Origin of the sequence: Qipengyuania pelagi (assembly GCF_009827295.1) — a bacterium.
In the GTDB taxonomy this organism is placed as follows: Bacteria; Pseudomonadota; Alphaproteobacteria; order Sphingomonadales; family Sphingomonadaceae; genus Qipengyuania; species Qipengyuania pelagi.
In genome coordinates, this window is record NZ_WTYD01000001.1 from 794244 (window position 1) to 811887 (window position 17644).

At 65.1% G+C, this 17644-nt stretch carries 11 protein-coding genes and 1 tRNA gene; 6 read left to right on the forward strand and 6 right to left on the reverse strand.

Annotated features, from left to right (window positions below; genetic code table 11):
• Positions 1 to 13 precede the first annotated feature (13 nt).
• Positions 14 to 757 (forward strand): sulfite exporter TauE/SafE family protein, encoded by a 744-nt coding sequence (locus GRI47_RS03935; RefSeq protein ID WP_160660048.1) that lies wholly within the window; start codon positions 14 to 16, stop codon positions 755 to 757.
• Between the two features lie 67 nt (positions 758 to 824).
• On the opposite strand, the gene GRI47_RS03940 is transcribed toward GRI47_RS03935, so the two are convergent.
• Positions 825 to 899 (reverse strand) — tRNA-Asn (locus GRI47_RS03940).
• Positions 900 to 986: 87 nt separating this feature from the next.
• Entirely contained in the window at positions 987 to 1766 is a 780-nt protein-coding gene (locus tag GRI47_RS03945; protein ID WP_160660049.1) for an NAD kinase, read from the reverse strand.
• 114 nt (positions 1767 to 1880) lie between these two features.
• On the opposite strand from GRI47_RS03945, the gene GRI47_RS03950 reads away from it, so the two are divergent.
• Complete coding sequence (locus GRI47_RS03950) at positions 1881 to 3215, forward strand: bifunctional diguanylate cyclase/phosphodiesterase (protein WP_160660050.1); 1335 nt, start codon at positions 1881 to 1883, stop codon at positions 3213 to 3215.
• A 31-nt stretch (positions 3216 to 3246) separates the two neighbouring features.
• Here GRI47_RS03950 and mfd read toward each other — a convergent pair whose 3' ends face one another.
• Genes mfd through GRI47_RS03965 form a run of 3 tightly spaced genes read right to left on the reverse strand, consistent with a single transcriptional unit; the run spans position 3247 to position 7425 of the window.
• Complete coding sequence (gene mfd / locus GRI47_RS03955; protein ID WP_160660051.1) at positions 3247 to 6726, reverse strand: transcription-repair coupling factor; 3480 nt, start codon at positions 6724 to 6726, stop codon at positions 3247 to 3249.
• A gap of 16 nt (positions 6727 to 6742) precedes the next feature.
• Entirely contained in the window at positions 6743 to 7123 is a 381-nt protein-coding gene (locus tag GRI47_RS03960; protein ID WP_160660052.1) for a VanZ family protein, read from the reverse strand.
• A 29-nt stretch (positions 7124 to 7152) separates the two neighbouring features.
• A complete protein-coding gene (locus GRI47_RS03965) occupies positions 7153 to 7425 on the reverse strand; it encodes an FAD assembly factor SdhE (RefSeq protein ID WP_160660053.1) in 273 nt (90 codons plus the stop codon).
• Positions 7426 to 7479: 54 nt separating this feature from the next.
• On the opposite strand from GRI47_RS03965, the gene recG reads away from it, so the two are divergent.
• Positions 7480 to 9543, forward strand: a complete 2064-nt coding sequence (gene recG / locus GRI47_RS03970) for an ATP-dependent DNA helicase RecG (RefSeq protein WP_160660054.1) — start codon at positions 7480 to 7482, stop codon at positions 9541 to 9543.
• 9 nt (positions 9544 to 9552) lie between these two features.
• On the opposite strand, the gene GRI47_RS03975 is transcribed toward recG, so the two are convergent.
• Positions 9553 to 10566, reverse strand: coding sequence for a YihY/virulence factor BrkB family protein (locus GRI47_RS03975; protein WP_237452613.1), 1014 nt, complete (start codon positions 10564 to 10566; stop codon positions 9553 to 9555).
• Between the two features lie 239 nt (positions 10567 to 10805).
• Here GRI47_RS03975 and GRI47_RS03980 point away from each other — a divergent pair, with 239 nt between their 5' ends.
• From GRI47_RS03980 to GRI47_RS14770, 3 genes are read left to right on the forward strand one after another with little or no spacing between them, the layout of a single operon-like run.
• Positions 10806 to 13064 carry an autotransporter assembly complex protein TamA gene (locus GRI47_RS03980; protein ID WP_160660055.1) on the forward strand — a complete coding sequence of 753 codons (2259 nt, stop codon included), beginning with the start codon at positions 10806 to 10808 and terminating at the stop codon, positions 13062 to 13064.
• Complete coding sequence (locus GRI47_RS03985; RefSeq protein WP_160660056.1) at positions 13064 to 17332, forward strand: translocation/assembly module TamB domain-containing protein; 4269 nt, start codon at positions 13064 to 13066, stop codon at positions 17330 to 17332. Before GRI47_RS03980 ends, GRI47_RS03985 begins: the two co-directional genes overlap by 1 nt.
• Entirely contained in the window at positions 17332 to 17529 is a 198-nt protein-coding gene (locus GRI47_RS14770) for a hypothetical protein (RefSeq protein ID WP_202387172.1), read from the forward strand. Before GRI47_RS03985 ends, GRI47_RS14770 begins: the two co-directional genes overlap by 1 nt.
• Positions 17530 to 17644: the final 115 nt, after the last annotated feature.

Sequence of the window (17644 nt, forward strand, 5' to 3'; positions counted from 1 at the left end):
GGCCCTCACCTAGATGGTCTGGCTCGTCCTCGCCTTCTTCGCGACCGCGCTTCTCTACGCCTCGGTCGGGTTCGGCGGGGGATCGACATATAGCGCGCTGCTGGCTCTGGGCGGGCTCGATTACCGAGTTCTTCCTCTCGTGAGCCTCGCCTGCAACATCGTCGTCGTGGCAGGCAGCACCGTGCGCTTCTCGCGGGCGGGTATCCTGCCGTGGCGGCGCGCCTTGCTCCTGACCGCGCTTGCCGCGCCTGCTGCACTGATCGGCGGATTGACCCCGATCGGCGAGCGCAATTTCCTGCTTCTGCTGGGCGCCAGCCTCGTGCTGACAGGCGTGACCCTGCTGATTCCAGTCGCTCGATCGAGTGAGGCGCGGGCGACAAGTGCCGCGAGGTTCGCGCCATTCGCCGCGCCGCCCTTGGGTTATCTGGCCGGGCTGGTCGGCATTGGCGGAGGGATCTTCCTCGCGCCCCTGCTCCACCTCGTGCGCTGGGCCGAGGCGAAGAGCATCGCGGCGACGGCGGCGCTGTTCATCCTCGTCAATTCGCTCTTCGGACTGGTCGGCCAGATACTGAAGGGCGGGGAGGGACGGTTCGAAGCGGCGATCGGATTCGGCCTGCCGCTATTGGTCGCGGTCGCGATAGGGGGGCAGATCGGCAGCTATCTGGTGGTGAAATTCCTGCCGCAACGCTGGATTCGCTGGATGACGGCCGGACTGACCCTCTTCGTCGGGGTTCGACTGGTTCTCGATCACATCTGAGAGAAAATCCGCATCCGCAATGCGGCGGCGCCAGCGCTGTCTGACTAAAACGACAGCTGGCGAAAAGTGGCTCCCCGAGTTGGATTCGAACCAACGACCAAGTGATTAACAGTCACCTACTCTACCGCTGAGCTATCGGGGAGCAGCCATCCGGCAGGGGTGCGCCTATATGGGTGCTCGAAAGGTTTGGCAAGCGGGTGTTTGGGGAAATTTCGCCTCTGAAACGCAGTCAGACCACGAATTGTTCGGCAACGATCCGTTCGTCGAGCGTGTGGCCGGGGTCGAACAGCAATTTCAGTTCCCGTTCGCGCGCAATGGCGAGCGAGACTTCGGCGATATCGCGCACCTCCTTCTGGTCGGCCACCACAGAAACCGGGCGCTTGTCCGATTCGAGGACGCGAAAACGAATCTGGCTGCGGTCGGGCAGGATGGCGCCGCGCCATCTGCGCGGTCGGAAGGCGCTGATCGGCGTCAGGGCCAGCAATTGCGAATCGAGCGGCAGGATTGGCCCGTCGGCGGAGAGGTTGTAGGCGGTCGAGCCCGCAGGCGTCGACACGAGCACGCCATCGCACACCAGTTCCTTGATCCTGACCTTGGTGTCGACCGTGACCTCGATCTTCGCGGTCTGGCGGGTCTCGCGCAGCAGCGAGACCTCGTTGATGGCGCAGAAGGTGTGGACCTGACCTTCCTGCGTGGTCGCCTCCATGCACAGCGGCGCCACGGCGAGGCCGCGCGCTTTCTCCAGGCGTTGCAGCACTTTGTCGGCGCCGCGATATCTGTTCATAAGGAAACCGACCGTGCCGAGATTGACCCCGTAAACCGGCTTCACATTGCCGTGATCGAGCATGGCGTGAAGGGTTTGCAGCATGAACCCATCGCCACCCACGACGACGACGGTGTCCGCGTCTTCCGGCGATACCCAATCGGTGAGCGACTGAAATTCCTGCGCCACCTCCTGCGCCTTCGCGCTGTCGGATACCATCAGGGCCAGCTTTTCGAACTCGGCCATCTTTATCCTCTTCCCGGCGAAAGGCCTTGTTCAACACCTATGGGGGCCTGTCCCGTTTGGCAACGCACCGCTTTTTGTGCCACATCGAAGCCGGGGAGAGATTAGGGAGCGTCGATGGCAAGCTTGGCAGACACTTCCAGTCGCGACGGAACCGTTCCCAACGGTCAGGATTCCCTGACCGGATTGTCGGACCTTGCCCAGGCGCGGCAGACGATGCAGCGCTGGCAGCGGGACTGGCCCGATGGGGGGCCGCCCTTTCCCATGCGCGCGATGCTGATCGCCATTGGCCGTATCGACCGGGTGAACGTCGCCTATGGAGAGACGACGGGCGACGGCGTCCTGATAGAGATCGCCCAGCGCATCCGTCATTTCGCCGAAGACGAGCTGGAGAGCGGCGTCTGGCTGGCAGCGCGCATTTCTGGCGACAGCTTCCTCCTCGCGGCGCGGGAGGATTGCTCGCGCGAACGTTGGCAATGGCTGGCCGAAGCGCTCGCCGATGCGATCGCCATGCCGATCGTCGATTCCTGCACCAGCCACAGCCTGCGACTCTGGCCGCGCTTCGCGCTGATGAGGGCGCGCGCGGGCGACGACGCCGATTCGATACTCGATACGCTGGCGGAAACGGCCGTGCGGATGCGCAGCAGCAATGGCGAACGGATCGCCTGGGCGAGCGAGGATCTCGACCAGCAGGGCCTGTCGAACCAGCAATTGGAAGCCGATCTTCTGGCCGCGATCGATCGCGACGAGATCGAGGTGCTGTTTCAGCCGCAATATCGTGTCGGCGACAATCGCCTGGTCGGGGCCGAGGCGCTGGCACGCTGGCAGCATCCGACCCTGGGGCGCATCGGTGCAGGGCTGCTCTTCACGATCGCCGAACGCGCCGATCACGTCGCGCAATTGTCCCGCCACATCGCGCGCCGCGCGCTGGATGGGGCACGCGATTGGCCCGAGGGTCTTTGCCTGTCGATCAACGTGACCTCCGCCGATCTTGCTGCGGGCAGCTTCGCGCGCGATTTCATCGCTCTGGTCGAAGCAAGCGCGCTGGAGCCCGATCACGTCACGCTTGAGATAACCGAACAGGTGCTCCTTGCCGATCTCGACCGGACGCGGGAGATTCTCGACGAGCTGAAGGCGGTCGGCATCAATCTCTCGCTCGACGATTTCGGCGCGGGCTATTGCAACTTCCGCTATCTCAAGGTCCTGCCGCTGGACTGCCTCAAGCTCGATCGCGCGATGATCGATGGCGTGCTGGACGACAAGCGCGACCTCGCAGTCCTGCGCGCGATCGTCGCCATGGCCAAAGCGCTCGATCTGCGCGTGGTGGCCGAAGGGGTGGAGAAGGACGAGCAACTCGCCCTGATCGCGCGCGAAGGCGTCGAAACCTACCAGGGCTTCCTGCGCGCGGAGCCGATGGGCGCGGAAGACTTCGTCAGGCTGGCGCGCGGCTGACGGTCGCTCGGTCGTCAGGCGCCGCCAGCGATCAGCCCGCCTTCTTCGCCTTCTTCGCGATGCCCGACAGGCCCTTGGTCAGCTGATAGAGCCCGTTCAAGCGGCTCTGCGGATCGTTCCAGGCGCGGCTGATGACCAGCTTCATGTCGGGACGCAATTTGGCGGTGCCCTTCAAGCGGTCGACATAGGCGATGAGGCCCGGACCGTCCGGGAAATCGTCATTGTGGAAGGTGACGAGCGTGCCCGCCGCGCCGACATCGATCTTGGCGATATTGGCGGTGATGGCCTGATGCTTGATCTCGATCAGCTTGACGAGATTGGCGGTCGCGCTGGGCAGATCGCCGAAGCGGTCGATCATCTCGGCGGCGAGCGCCTCGATCTCGCCCTTGTTCTCGGCATCGTTGAGGCGGCGATAGAGCGCCATGCGGACGGCGAGGTCGGGGACGTAATCCTCCGGGATCATGATCGGCGCATCGACCGTGATCTGCGGGCTGACCTTTTCGGGTTTCGCCTCCAGCCCCATTTCGCCCGCCTTGGCGGCCAGGATCGCGTCCTCGAGCATGGACTGGTAGAGTTCGAAGCCGACTTCGCGGATATGGCCCGATTGTTCGTCGCCGAGGAGATTGCCCGCGCCGCGAATGTCGAGATCGTGGCTGGCGAGCTGGAATCCGGCGCCCAGCGAATCGAGATCGCCAAGCACTTTAAGCCGCTTCTCCGCAACTTCGGACAATTGCGTGTCCTTGGCGTAGGTGAGATAAGCGTAGGCACGCAGCTTCGATCGCCCAACACGGCCACGCAGCTGATAGAGCTGGGCCAAGCCGAAGATATCCGCGCGGTGGATGATGATCGTGTTCGCGCTCGGCAGGTCGAGCCCGCTTTCGACGATGGTGGTGGCGAGGAGCACGTCGTATTTACGCTCGTAGAACGCGCTCATCCGCTCCTCGATCTCGCCCGCGCCCATCTGTCCGTGCGCGGCGACGTATTTCACCTCGGGCACGTTCTCGTGCAGCCAGTCCGAAATCGCTTCCATGTCTGAGATGCGCGGCACCACGATGAAGCTCTGCCCGCCGCGATGATGCTCGCGCAGCAGCGCCTCGCGCATCACCATATCGTCCCATTCCATCACGTAGGTGCGCACCGCCAGGCGATCGACCGGCGGAGTCTGGATGGTCGACAATTCGCGCAAGCCCGTCATCGCCATCTGCAAGGTGCGGGGGATCGGCGTCGCGGTCAGCGTCAGCATATGCACGTCGGCGCGCAGCTGCTTCAGCTTCTCCTTATGCGTGACGCCAAAGCGCTGTTCCTCGTCCACGATGACGAGGCCAAGATCCTTGAATTCGGTCTGCTTCGACAGGATCGCGTGCGTGCCGACGACGATGTCGATATCGCCCTTCTTCAGCCCCTCGCGCGTTTCCTTGGTCTCCTTCGCCGAGACGAGACGCGAGAGGCGCCCGACCTTCAGGGGGAAACCATCGAAGCGAGCGGAAAAATTCTCGTAATGCTGGCGGGCGAGGAGGGTGGTGGGTGCGACCACCGCGACCTGCTGGCCGTTCATCGCCGCGACGAAGGCCGCGCGCAGCGCGACCTCGGTCTTGCCGAAGCCGACATCGCCGCAGACGAGGCGATCCATCGGCTTGCCGCTTTCGAGGTCGGACAGGACATCGGCAATGGCGCGGTCCTGATCGTCGGTTTCTTCGTACTGGAAGCGGTCGAGGAACTGGTTGTACGACCCTTCCTCGACCTCCAGCACCGGCGCTTTCCTGAGCGCGCGGGCGGCGGCGACCTGCATCAGCTCGCCCGCGATGGCCTGGATGCGCTCCTTAAGGCGGGCGCGCCGCTTCTGCCAAGCTTCGCCGCCCAGCCTGTCGAGCTGGACCGCTTCCTCGCTCGATCCGTAGCGGCTGAGGACGTCGATATTCTCGACCGGGATGAACAGCTTGTCCCCGCCGCGATATTCGAGCTGGACGCAGTCATGCTTCGATTTGCCGACCGCGATCGGTTCGAGGCCGAGATATTTGCCGATCCCGTGTTCGGTGTGGACAATGAGGTCGCCCACGCTCAGAGCCTGCAATTCCGCCAGGAAGGCGTCGGCATCGCGGCGCTTCTTCTTGCGGCGCACCAGCCTGTCGCCGAGTATGTCCTGCTCGGTCAGCAGCTCCATCTCGTCATTGGCGAAGCTGGCTTCCAGCGGCACGATCATCGCCGCAGGCTTGCCTTTCGACGATTGCCCCAGCGCCTCCTGCCAGCTCTCCGCGGTCTGCACCGCGATCCCCGCCTCGTCGAGGATCGACACGATGCGCGACCGGCTGCCCTTGGAATAGGCGGCGATCAGCGGTCGCTTGCCCGCCTTGGCGATGGCTTTGAGGTGATCGGCCAGCACGGGATAGACATTGTCGCCCCGCGCGCGTTCCGGGGCAAAATCGCGGCCCGAACGGAAGCCGAAATCGATAACTGTGTCGCTTTCGGGCTCGTCGAAGGCGGTGGCGCGGTGGGCGGGCGCATCCGCCAGCGCTGTGTCGAACTCGTCCTGTGTCAGATAGAGCGCGTCGGGCTTCAGGGGACGATAGCTGCCCTTCGCCTGCCCGCTCGCCGCCTTGCGCTGCTCGTAATAGTCGGCGACATCCTTGGCCCGCTCTTCCGCCGCGGCGAGCGCGGCCTGGTCGATTACGAGCAAATCGTCCTTGCCGAGATGATCGAACAGAGTCGTCAGCCGATCCTCGAACAGAGGCAGCCAGTGTTCCATCCCCGCAAGCCGCCGCCCTTCGCTGACCGCTTCGTAAAGCGGGTCCTGCGTGGCGTTGGCGCCGAACAGCTCGCGATAGCGGGTGCGGAAGCGCTTGATGCTGTCCTCGTCCAGCAGCGCCTCGCTGGCGGGCAGGAGCAGATGCCGGTCGAGCCGCCCTGTCGTCAGCTGGGTATTGGGATCGAAACTGCGCAGGCTTTCCAGCTCGTCACCGAAGAAATCGAGCCTTAACGCCTCATCCATCCCGCTGGGGAAGACATCCACGATCGAGCCGCGAATGGCGTATTCGCCCTTGTCGATGACCGTGTCGGTGCGCGAATAGCCCTGGCGCTGAAGCAGGGCGGCCAGGCTGTCGCGCCCGATCTCCATCCCCGGCGCGAATTCGCGCACGCTCTCGCGGATGCGGAAGGGAGTAAGGACGCGCTGCAAAACCGCGTTGGCGGTCGTCACCAGCAATTGCGCGCCCGGTCTGCCCGCCTGAAGGCGATGCAGCGCGGCGAGGCGACGCGCGCTGATCGAGAGCGCCGGGCTCGCCCGGTCGTAAGGAAGCGAATCCCACGCCGGAAATTCGATCGCTTCCAGCTCGGGTGCGAAATAGCGTGCCGCTTCGGATACGGCGTTCATCGCGGTATCGTCGGGGACGATGAAGACCGCGCGGCCCTTTAAGGCGCGGGCGAGATCGGCGAGGACGAGCGGCTGCGCCCCGCGCGCCACGCGCGCCAGGGTGAGCGGGGTGTCGGCTTTGAGGATGCGGGCGATGTCGGGCATGGTCAGAGGTGGAGCGCTAGACGCTATCTTCGGTTCCGTTGCGATCGCGCAACCGGCGGTAAAGGGCCAGAACGATCGCCCCGATCGCGATCCCGACCACGGATGCGACGATGTCGACGATCAAATCCTCGAACTCCATGGCGCGTTGCAGGTCCAACATGCCTTGGGCGACCTCGATCAGGGCACCGAACAGGCCGAGAGCGATCAGAAGCACGATCGCCGACCTACGCGAAAAGGCGAGGCGGGACAGAAAGCCAAGCGTGACGAAGGCCAGCGCGTGCCAGATTCCGCCGCCCCTTCCGCCCATGTTTCCGGGGATCAGCGCGTAATAGCAGGTAATCGCCGCAGCGATCGCCAACATCACGGCCAACAGGCGAAGGATCACTTTTCTATTCACGATGCGATGTCTTGCGAAGTTTGACCGGATCAGATCGCGACGTAATCGAGACGCTGCATGGCCTCCATCCGCTCGCCCAGGAAGGCTGGCGGAACCGGCTGCGTCTTGAGCGCCCAGGCCATGACATCGACATCGTCTTCTTCGAGCAAGGCTTCGAACCAGGCGAGCGCAGCCTCGTCCCATTCCGGGTGATAGCGATCGAAAAAGCCGCCGAACATGTAATCCGCCTCGCGCGTGCCGCGATGCCAGGCGCGGAAACGGGCGCGCTGGAGGCGGCCTTCGAAGGTGAGCGGGTCGGGCATGAAGCGCGGGTAGGGCACTCGCATTGGGCGCGCAAGCGGCTATAGGCATCCCCAATGCGCCCCGACATCCTCAACCCCCTGTTCGCCGAAGTCGAAACGCTCGACGGGGTGGGCCCGAAGATGAAGAAGCCGCTCGACCGCCTCGGCCTGACGCGGGTGCGCGATGTCGCCTATCACCTCCCCGAACGTTTCGTGACCCGGCGCGCGGTCCAGACAGTCGACGAGGCGGGCGAGGGCGAGCAGATCGTCCTCAAGCTGACCGTCACCGAACATCGCGGCGGACGCAATCCGCGCGCGCCCTATCGCGTGCTGGCGCAGGATTCGATCGGCAATGTGATCGCGCTGACCTATTTCGGGCGGGCATCCTATACCGCGAAGAAGCAATTGCCGGTGGGCGAGGTGCGGTGGGTGGCGGGGAAGCTGGAGCGCTATGGCGACATGCTCCAGATCGTCCATCCCGACCATGTTCTCGAGGAAGGCGGCGATACGCTGCAACGGCTGTGCGAGCCGGTTTATGCTTTGGCGGAGGGCCTGACCCAGCCGAGAATCGCCGGGCTGGTGGAACAGGCGCTCGCGCGGGCGCCCGAATTGCCCGAATGGAACGACGCGAACCAGGTCGAGCGGGAAGATTGGCCGAAATGGCGCGAGGCGCTGAAGGCGGCCCATAAGGGCGAGGATGCGAAGGCGCGCGACCGGCTCGCCTATGACGAATTACTCGCCAACAGCCTCGCGCTCATGCTGGTGCGCGCCGACAATCGCCGCCGCAAGGGTCAGCCACTGATCGGCGATGGGAGCTATCGCGGCAAGCTCGCGCTGCCGTTTCCGCTGACGGGCGCGCAGAAGCGGTCCATCGCGGAAATCGAAGGCGATCTGGCGCAGGAAGCCCCGATGCTGCGCCTGCTCCAGGGCGATGTCGGCGCGGGCAAGACGGTGGTGGCGCTCGAAGCCATGCTGATCGCTGTCGAGGCCGGGGCGCAGGCCGCGCTGCTCGCCCCCACCGAACTGCTCGCGCGCCAGCATTACGAGACTCTGAGGCGCATGGCCGCGCCGACGGGGGCGGAGGTCGTCCTGTTCACCGGGCGCGACAAGGGAAGGGCGCGCGAGAGTATCCTGATGGGTCTGCTCGATGGCTCGATCGATATCGTGGTCGGCACCCATGCGATTTTTCAGGACACGGTCGCTTACCGCAATCTGGCGATGGTCGTGATCGACGAGCAGCATCGTTTCGGTGTCGGTCAGCGCCTGATGCTGGCGGGAAAGGGCAAGCGCGCGCCCCATGTCCTCGCCATGACGGCCACGCCGATCCCGCGCACGCTGACCCTGGCGCAATATGGCGAGTTGGACGTCAGCAAATTGGACGAGCTGCCGCCCGGTCGCCAGGCGATCGATACGGTCGTCATGGGGCAGGACAAGATCGGCCTGCTGGTCGATCGTCTTGCCGCGCAGATCGCGGAAGGCAGGCAGGCCTATTGGGTCTGCCCGATGGTGCGCGAAAGCGACGGGCCGGAAGAGATCGCCGCCGCCGAAGCGCGCTATGCCGCGCTGCGCGAACGGTTCGGGGAGGACGTGGTGATGGTCCACGGCCAGCTCGCGCCCGAACTGAAGGACGCGGCGATGGAGCGGTTTGCCAGCGGCGATGCCAAGCTGCTGGTCGCGACGACAGTCATCGAAGTCGGTGTCGACGTGCCCAACGCCACGCTGATGGTGATCGAGCAGGCGGAGCGGTTCGGCCTGGCGCAATTGCACCAGCTACGCGGACGGGTGGGGCGGGGCAGCGCGAAATCGATCTGCATCCTGTTGCGCGGCGATACTCTGTCAGAGACGGCGCGCGAGCGGTTGGCGCTGATGCGCGATACGCAGGACGGGTTCCAGCTCGCCGAAGAGGATCTGCGCCTGCGCGGTGGCGGCGAATTGCTGGGCACGCGCCAATCGGGCGATGCCGCGTTCCGCATCGCCGATTTGGAGCAGATCACGCGGCTGCTTCCCGCCGCGCATGACGATGCGCGATTGTTGATGGAAAGGGACGGGGGACTTGAGGGTCGCCGAGGCGAGGCGGCGCGCATCCTCCTCTATCTCTTCGAACGCGATTTCGGCGTGCGCACCTTGCGCGGTGGATAGCGTCTAAGTTTAAGAACCGGCCTTTTCCCGCCGGATCAGCGATTTGACCTTCGCATTGCGCATATGCCGCTTCACCGCGCGGCGTTCCGCCTTCTCCATCCACTGGCTCAAGCTCATTCCTCCTTCGGAGACATCGGCGAGCACGGCGCCGCGCAGGCCCATCGGCTGCTCCGGCCCCGTCGTCGTGTCGGTATCGGTCTGGCGCTCGATCTCGGCGTTCAGCAATGCCCCTGCCAGAACGCCGTAAGCTGACAGGAAGAGCCACATGAGGAAGACGACGATCGCTGAGAGCGAGCCATAGGTCGCGTTGTAGTCGCTGACGTAAGCGACATAGAGCGAGAAGCCGAACGAGATCGCGATCCAAAGCACGGTCGCAAGAAGCGCGCCGGGGGCGAGCCATTTCCATCGAGCAGGTGCGCGATCGGGACCGTAGCGCATGATGAGCGCGAACCCTGCGCTTCCCAGCGCGATCGAGGCCGTCCAGGTCAGGATCTTGATCGCCCACTCCGCCCCAGGCCCGATCAGGCCATCGGCCTGGGTCTGCAACCAGGCGAACAGGCCTGCGCTGAGGATGCCGGTCAGGGCCACGAAGATCGCCGCCAGCGTCAGCGCCGCCACTCTGAGCGTCAGCGCGACGATGCCGCGCGTCTCATGCTCCTCGTTGATGATGTTGAGCGCCCCGATCAGGCCGTTCGCCGCACGCATTCCGCCATAGATCGCGAAGAACAGGGCGACCATCAGCGCGAAGCCGGTCACGCCCGAATTGGCGGTTACGACGCCGAGCAGCTGGTCCTCGATCACCGCAGCCGCTTCGGCGGGCACGACCTGGATGATCGATCGCATCTGCTGGTGCACCGTGTCGACATTCCCGATCAGCCCATAGACCATGACGGTCGCAGCAATCAGGGGGGTGAGGGCGAGGAAGGTAAAGAAGGCGACGCCCGCGCCGAGCAGGGAAAGATTGTGGAATCCCCACATGGTGTAGACCCGCTTCAGGATTTCTTTCCACGCGGCCCATGGCATGGCCCAAGGGCTATTTGCGGTTGCACCGGGGGCGTCTTTGGGGGAAGACCCCGGTTCTCGGGCGGGAATTTCCTCACCATCAGGCGTCATCCCTTCGTGGGGTGCAGGTGCGGCAAGTCCTTCATTGTCCACGTGGGTCGCTTTCTATGGTCGCTTCAGCTTCCTTTTTCCTTGAAACCGGGCGGGTTGGCAACCGCACCGCCCGCCGGAAATCGGGGCGGGGCCGGGCGCGAAGCTCGATGATCGGAAGCGCGGCCTCCATTCTGGCACTGGCGGCGGCCTTCGCGGCCGGTCCGGTGGCCGCGCAGCAGAATGGCAGTCCCGCCAATCCCGATGCGGATCTGTCTGTGCCCGCTCCGCCAGCGGATGCAGATCTGCCCGAGATCGAGCCGGTCATCGGCGACGAGGAGTTCGAAAGCGCGGTTCCGGCACTCGACGACGATACCGAACTGGAGGGGCCGCTCGAATCGATTGCCGATTTCGAACGGCGGATCGCGGCCGAACAGGCGGATGCCGATCCGCTCGAGGGGCAGGAACCGCCGCTGGGCGATCCCGCGCTGGCGGATGGCGATCCGGTCGAAGCGATCGGCGACGCGCCCATTCGCGATGCGGAACTGACGGCGCCGCTCCCCCCGCTCGACCAGTTCGAGGTCGCGCCGGTCGAATATGCGGAGGCGGAGTCCGACGAGGACGTCGTCGAAGTGGCCTATAACGTGATCGTAAACGGGCTCGAGGAAGCCGACGAGACCGCGGAGGTCGACCTGCGCGGCATGTTCGACAGTCTGTCCGCGCTCGAAGACGGCGATGGCGAGGCGGCGAACGTCGCCCAGGTCGCGGCGCGGCTGACCGAGGACAGCGCGCTGATGCAGCGCATTCTCGCATCGGAAGGCTGGTACGCGGCGCAGGCGACCACGCGGATCGATCGGGGCGAGGCGGGGCAACCGCTATCCGCCGTGATCGATGTCGTGCCCGGCGCGCGCTACACTTTCGCCGACATCGTGATCGACGCGGATCCGGTGGAGCCGCCCAACCTCATTCGTGAAAATCTGGCGCTGGAGGTGGGCGAGCCGATCGTGGCGGCACGCGTGCAGGGCGCGGAGGCACGCGTCGCCGTCGAACTGCTTCAGAACGGATATCCCTTCTCCCAGATCGGGCAGCGCGACATCCTGCTCGACCCGGAAACGCAGGATGGGGTCTACACGCTTCCGATCACCACCGGGCCGCGCTCGCGCTTCGGCGGGATCCGCACGACCGGCGATCTCGCCTTCGATGCCGATCATGTCGAGACCCTTGCGAGGTTCGAGCGGGGCGAGCTTTACGACAGCCGGATGGTCGACGATCTGCGCCAGGCGCTGGTCGCCACGGGACTGTTCAACACCGTTTCGGTCGTGCCCGAACAAAGCGGCGAAGCGGTGGGTGACGGCACGGAATACGCCACCATCCTCGTCGAACAGGATGCGGGCCCGCCACGCACTCTGGCGGCGAGCGCGGGCTACGGGACCGGTCAGGGCTTTCGCGTCGAGGGTAGCTGGACCCATCGCAACCTGTTTCCGCCCGAAGGCGCGTTGGTCGCCAGTGCGGTGCTGGGCACGCGTGAACAGGGGGCGAGCGGCATTTTCCGCCGGTCCAATGCCGGACGGCGCGACCGCACCTTCCAGGCGAGCGTCGAGGCCCTGCGCGCCAATTACGAGGCTTACGAAGCCTTCACGGGGCGTCTCTCCGCGCTGGTCAGCTACGATTCGACCAGCATCTGGCAAAAGCCGTTCACCTACGCCTATGGCGCGCAGATCATCGCCACGAACGAACAGGATTTCGATCTCACGACGCGCGAACTGGTGCGCCGGACTTTCTTCATCGGCGGGCTGACGGGCCAGGTCGGGATCGACCGGACCGACAGCCTGCTGAACGCGACCCAAGGGTTCCGGGCAACGGCGCTGATCGAACCCGAGGGATCGTTGCAGGACGGGTTCAGCCCCTATGTCCGCGCCCGGTTCGACGGGTCGGCCTATTTCTCCCCCACCGATGCGATCACGCTGGCGGGTCGTATCCGGGTCGGGACGATCCAGGGGATCGAGCGCTTCGATCTCGCTCCCTCGCGCCGCTTCTATGCCGGAGGCGGCGGGTCGGTGCGCGGATTCGGGTTCCAGCAATTGGGCCCGCGCGCAGTCTATCCCGATCCCAATTTCGAATTCGATCCGGAAAAACCCGACGAGGTTGCCGATACAATCTACCGCCCGCTCGGCGGACGCAGCCTGAACGAAGTGGCGGCGGAAGTGCGCTATCGCTTCGGCAATTTCGGCGTCGTTGGGTTCCTCGATGCCGGTCAGGTCTACGAAGATACCGTGCCCGATTTCAGCAATCTTCGGTACGGCGTGGGTATCGGCGGGCGCTATTACACCAATTTCGGGCCGCTCCGCCTCGACGTCGCCATGCCGCTGGACCGGCGCGAGGGTGAGAGCAGCTTCGCGGTCTATGTCTCGATCGGGCAGGCGTTCTGATGGCTGACGATACTCCCATCGAAGACCAGGGTGCACCCGAATTCGTCGAAACGCAGGAGACGGTTGAGTCGAGCGAGACCGGTCGCCGCGAGCACCATCTCGGGCGCACGATCGCCAAATGGACCGCCATTGTTCTGGGCGGCATCGTCCTGCTGGTGGGAGCCTTGATCCTCGGGCTCGATACCGGGCCAGGCAAGCGTTTCGTCGCCGATCAGATCGCCGGGCTCGAATTCCAAAACGGGATGGAGATCGATGTCGGACGCATCGAAGGCTCGCTCTATGGCGAGATGGTCCTGCACGATGTCGCCGTGTCCGACCCGAAGGGCGTGTTCCTGACTTCGCCTGAAATGCGCGTCGACTGGCGCCCGTTCAAATTCCTGCGCAGCCACATCGATATCCGCGCTCTGACCGCCGAGCGCGTCACGCTGGCGCGCACGCCCGAATTTGCCGAAACCCCGCCGAGCGACGATCCGCTGCTGCCGAATTACGATATCGATATAGGCACGTTCCGCATCGCGAATTTCGTCGCCGAAGCGCCCGTCAGCGGCGAGAGGCGGATCGCCTCGATCGCGGGCGAGGCGCATATCGCCGATGGTCGTGCGCAAGTGACGCTTTATGCCGCGACGCTGGCGGGGGAAAACCGCGCGGGCGGCGATCGGATCGCGCTCGAACTGGATGCGGTGCCCGACGACAATCGCTTCGACGTCTCGCTCGATCTAAACGCGCCGGGCGACGGCGTGATCGCGGCGCTGGCGGGCCTTACCGAACCGCTGACAGTCCAGGTCGCGGGGCAGGGCACGTGGGACCGCTGGGCCGGACGGGTCGATGCGAACCTCGCGGGCAGCGAATTCGCGCGTCTTAAAGTCTCCGGCAATGACGGGACGTTCAAAGTCAGCGGACCGACGCGGGTGGCGCGCCTGTTCGAAGGGCCGACCGCCACTCTGCTCGGACCGATCCTCAATATCGACATGACCGCCGCGCTGGAAGAGCGCCGCGCGACGCTGGCGGGCAATGTGAACAGCGACGCGTTCCGCCTTAACACCAACGGCCTGGTCGATCTGTCAGACAACAGCTTCGAGGATCTGAAGCTCGCTTTCGTGCTGCTGAAGCCGTCCGCGCTGGCCGAGAATCTGAGCGGCAGCGGCCTGCGCGCGCTGCTGACCCTGGACGGTGCATTTGCGACGCCGCGCGTTCAGTATCAGGTCAACGCCAATCGCCTCGCCATGAACGATATGGGGCTAGAGAACCTTTCCGCCAGCGGCGCGGCGACGGTGGATGCGGACCGCATCATGATCCCCATCGAAGCCCGCGTTGCACGCATCACCGGTCTCGATACGGTGGCCGGCGGGCAGCTTCGCAATGTGCGTTTGGCCGGCGATCTCGCCATCGAAGGCCCGCGCATCCTCTCCGACAATATGCGCATCCGCTCGGACCGCATCGATGCCGGACTGATCCTGCTCGCCGATACCTCGACCGGTCTCTACACCGGCGCGATCGACGGGCGGATCGACAATTACCGGATCGAGAGCGTCGGCATCTTCAACATCGAAACCGATGTCGACTTGCAGACCGAAGGCGATGGATTCGCGCTGGCGGGCCGGGTGCGCGTCCGTTCGACGAGCCTCTTCAACGAAGGCGTGCGGGATTTCCTCGGCGGCAATGCCGTCGCGGGGGCCGACATTCGCTATGGCTCGGACGGGATAACCCGGTTCCGCAACCTGACCCTGCGCGCCCCGGCGGCGCGGATCACCGGCGGCAGCGGTTTCTACGCGCCCGACGGACGCCTGGCCTTGCAGGCGGACGGCGTGACCGACGCCTATGGCCGCGTCGGCGTGCGCGTGGCGGGCACGCTCACCGATCCGCAGGCGATCGTCACGGCGGAGCGGCCCGATCTCGGCATCGGCCTCGCCAATCTGCGGGCCAATATCACCGGAGCCAGAAACGGCTATCGTCTCGATGCGACCGCGGACACGGATTACGGGGCGCTCACTGCGGACGTCGTGCTCGGCACGGGCGACGTGCTGACGCTCGATATCAACAGCGCCAATCTGGCGGGGATCGATTTCGCAGGCTCGCTGCGGCAGACGCGTGCAGGGCCCTTCGCCGGGCGGCTCGATGCAAAGGGGCAGGGCCTTGCGGGCGTGGTGCGCCTCGATGCCGAGGGACAGTATCAGCAGGCGCTGATCAATCTGCGGGCGCAAGACACGGTCTTGCCGGGGCCAGCCAACCTCTCGATCGGATCGGCAATCGTCGATGCGCGGGTGGTGCTTTACGACCAGCCTTACGTCGTTGCGGACGCGCAATTGGCGCAGACGTCGATCGGCAGCCTCAATCTGAATGCGGCGCGTGCCAAGATCGATTACCGCGACGGGCGGGGCAATGCGCGCGTGCTGGCCGAAGGCGTCAGCGGGGTTCCGTTCCGCGTTGCCGCCAATGCCGACCTGACACCCGAACTCTGGCGCGCGCAGGTGAAGGGCCGGGTGCGTGGCATCGATTTCGCCACCACCAGCCCAGCGCGGATCGTCCCCGGCGCGAACGAATACGAGCTATTGCCGACGCGCATCGATTTCGGGCGGGGCAATATCCGTCTGGCCGGGAAGTACGGCGAAGGGATCGCGATACAAAGCCGTCTCGACTCGCTCGACCTGTCGATCGTGGAAGCGTTCGTCCCCGGCTTGGGTATCAACGGCCGCGCCACCGGCAGTCTCGATTTCGCCCAGGCGACAAGCACGGCCTTCCCGCGCGCCGATGCTCGCCTCCAAATCGCGAATTTCAGCCGCACCACCGCAGTCTCTGTCAGCCAGCCGATCGATATCAATTTCGTCGGCAAGCTGCTCGCCGATGGAGGCGAAGCGCGCGCGGTTATGCGGCGGCGGGGAAGCGTCATCGGGCGGATGGTGGCCTCGCTCAATCCCCTGCCGCCCGGTGCGGGCACCTGGACGACGCGGCTCCTGGCCGCGCCGCTGGGCGGAGGGATTCGCTATAACGGCCCGGCTGACACGCTGTTCTCCTTCGCCGGACAGCCGGACCAGCGCCTGTCCGGCCCGATCGGCGTGGCGGCTGATTTCGGTGGCCGGGTGCAGAGCCCCGAGCTGTCCGGGATCATCCGCGCCAACAGCCTGACCTATGAAAATCAGACCTACGGCACGCGCCTTTCCAACATGGCCATCGCCGGACGCTTCTCTGGTGACCGGTTCGAGATCGAGCGCCTGACCGCAAAGGCGGGCGACGGAACGGTCAGCGCCAACGGCTTCGTCAGTCTCGCCTCGGACAGCGGTTATCCGATGAATGTCGAGATCACGATGGACGATGCCCGCCTGGCGCGCAGCGACGCTCTTTCGACGACCGCCACCGGCAATATCCGCCTCACCAAGGCGGCGCGTCAGACCGCAGTGGTCAGCGGCGAAATCCTTCTGCCCGAAACCCGGTACGAGATCATCCGTCAGGGCGCCGCCGAGGTGCCCGAGCTGACCGGCGTGCGCTTCAAGCCGCCCCGCGGGCCGCAGCGCATTACCGGGGACGAGCCATCGCAGCCGCAGCCGGGCCTGTTCGACCAGTTGCGGCTCGACATCGCGTTAAGGGCCCCGGAGCGTCTCTATGTTTCGGGGATGGGTCTCGAATCCGAATGGAGCGCGGATCTCCGCCTTGGCGGTACGAGCACGGCGCCGCGAATCTCGGGCGATGTCGAGCTCGTTCGCGGTACGCTCGGCTTTGCGGGACGATCGTTCGAACTGACGAACGGACGCGTGGACTTCACCGGCGGCACCACGATCGATCCCGTCATCCGACTGGCCGCGACCGACGATATTGAGGGGGTGACGGTGAATGTGAATGTCACCGGCCGGGCCTATAATCCGCAGATCGCCTTCTCCAGCACGCCTGGCCTGCCGCAGGACGAGATCGTCTCGCGCATCCTGTTCGGCAGTTCGGTCGGCAATCTGTCTGCAATCCAGGCGGTTCAGCTCGCCGCGTCGCTTAATTCGCTCAGGGGTAGTGGCGGAGGGCTCAATCCGCTCGGCAAGCTGCGCTCGGCCACGGGCATCGACCGCCTGCGCATTCTCGGCGCGGACGAGACCAGCGGACGCGGAACGGCGCTGGCTGCGGGCCAGTATATTTCGGACGATGTATATATCGAATTCATCACCGATGCCCGCGGCTTCACCGCCACGCAGCTGGAAGTCAGCCTTACGCCCTTCCTCTCGATCCTGAGCCAAGCGGGCGGATCGGGCGCGACGAACGTCAATGTCCGCTATCGCAGGAATTACTGATGCGCGGCGCGGTGATCATGGCGGCGCTCGCGCTCGGCGCGTGTGAGAGCGAACCGAGTTTCGACGAACGCTACGACACCGCGCAGGAGACGATCGAGGCAAAGGCCAAGGCGTTGGACGCGGAGCTGGAGCAAGCAACGCTGCCGCATGGTGAGGATGAACCGGAAGAAGAGAAAGACGACCAGCCGCGATCGTAAAGATCGCCGTTCGGCTTGAACTGCCTTTAAAAGAGGCGTCGCAGGGCCAGGAAATGAGGATTTCCGGCGCGATGCCGCGATCCGATAATTGGCAGGACGAGGACCTTCTCGAGGC

Excerpts from the sequence above, each read along its gene's own strand:
- GRI47_RS03935 (WP_160660048.1), top strand. The coding sequence starts at position 14 with ATGGTCTGGCTCGTCCTCGCCTTCTTCGCGACCGCGCTTCTCTACGCC.
- GRI47_RS03945 (WP_160660049.1), bottom strand. The coding sequence starts at position 1,766 with ATGGCCGAGTTCGAAAAGCTGGCCCTGATGGTATCCGACAGCGCGAAG.
- GRI47_RS03950 (WP_160660050.1), top strand. The coding sequence starts at position 1,881 with ATGGCAAGCTTGGCAGACACTTCCAGTCGCGACGGAACCGTTCCCAAC.
- mfd (WP_160660051.1), bottom strand. The coding sequence starts at position 6,726 with ATGCCCGACATCGCCCGCATCCTCAAAGCCGACACCCCGCTCACCCTG.
- GRI47_RS03965 (WP_160660053.1), bottom strand. The coding sequence starts at position 7,425 with ATGCCCGACCCGCTCACCTTCGAAGGCCGCCTCCAGCGCGCCCGTTTC.
- recG (WP_160660054.1), top strand. The coding sequence starts at position 7,480 with ATGCGCCCCGACATCCTCAACCCCCTGTTCGCCGAAGTCGAAACGCTC.
- GRI47_RS03975 (WP_237452613.1), bottom strand. The coding sequence starts at position 10,566 with ATGCCATGGGCCGCGTGGAAAGAAATCCTGAAGCGGGTCTACACCATG.
- GRI47_RS03980 (WP_160660055.1), top strand. The coding sequence starts at position 10,806 with ATGATCGGAAGCGCGGCCTCCATTCTGGCACTGGCGGCGGCCTTCGCG.
- GRI47_RS03985 (WP_160660056.1), top strand. The coding sequence starts at position 13,064 with ATGGCTGACGATACTCCCATCGAAGACCAGGGTGCACCCGAATTCGTC.
- GRI47_RS14770 (WP_202387172.1), top strand. The coding sequence starts at position 17,332 with ATGCGCGGCGCGGTGATCATGGCGGCGCTCGCGCTCGGCGCGTGTGAG.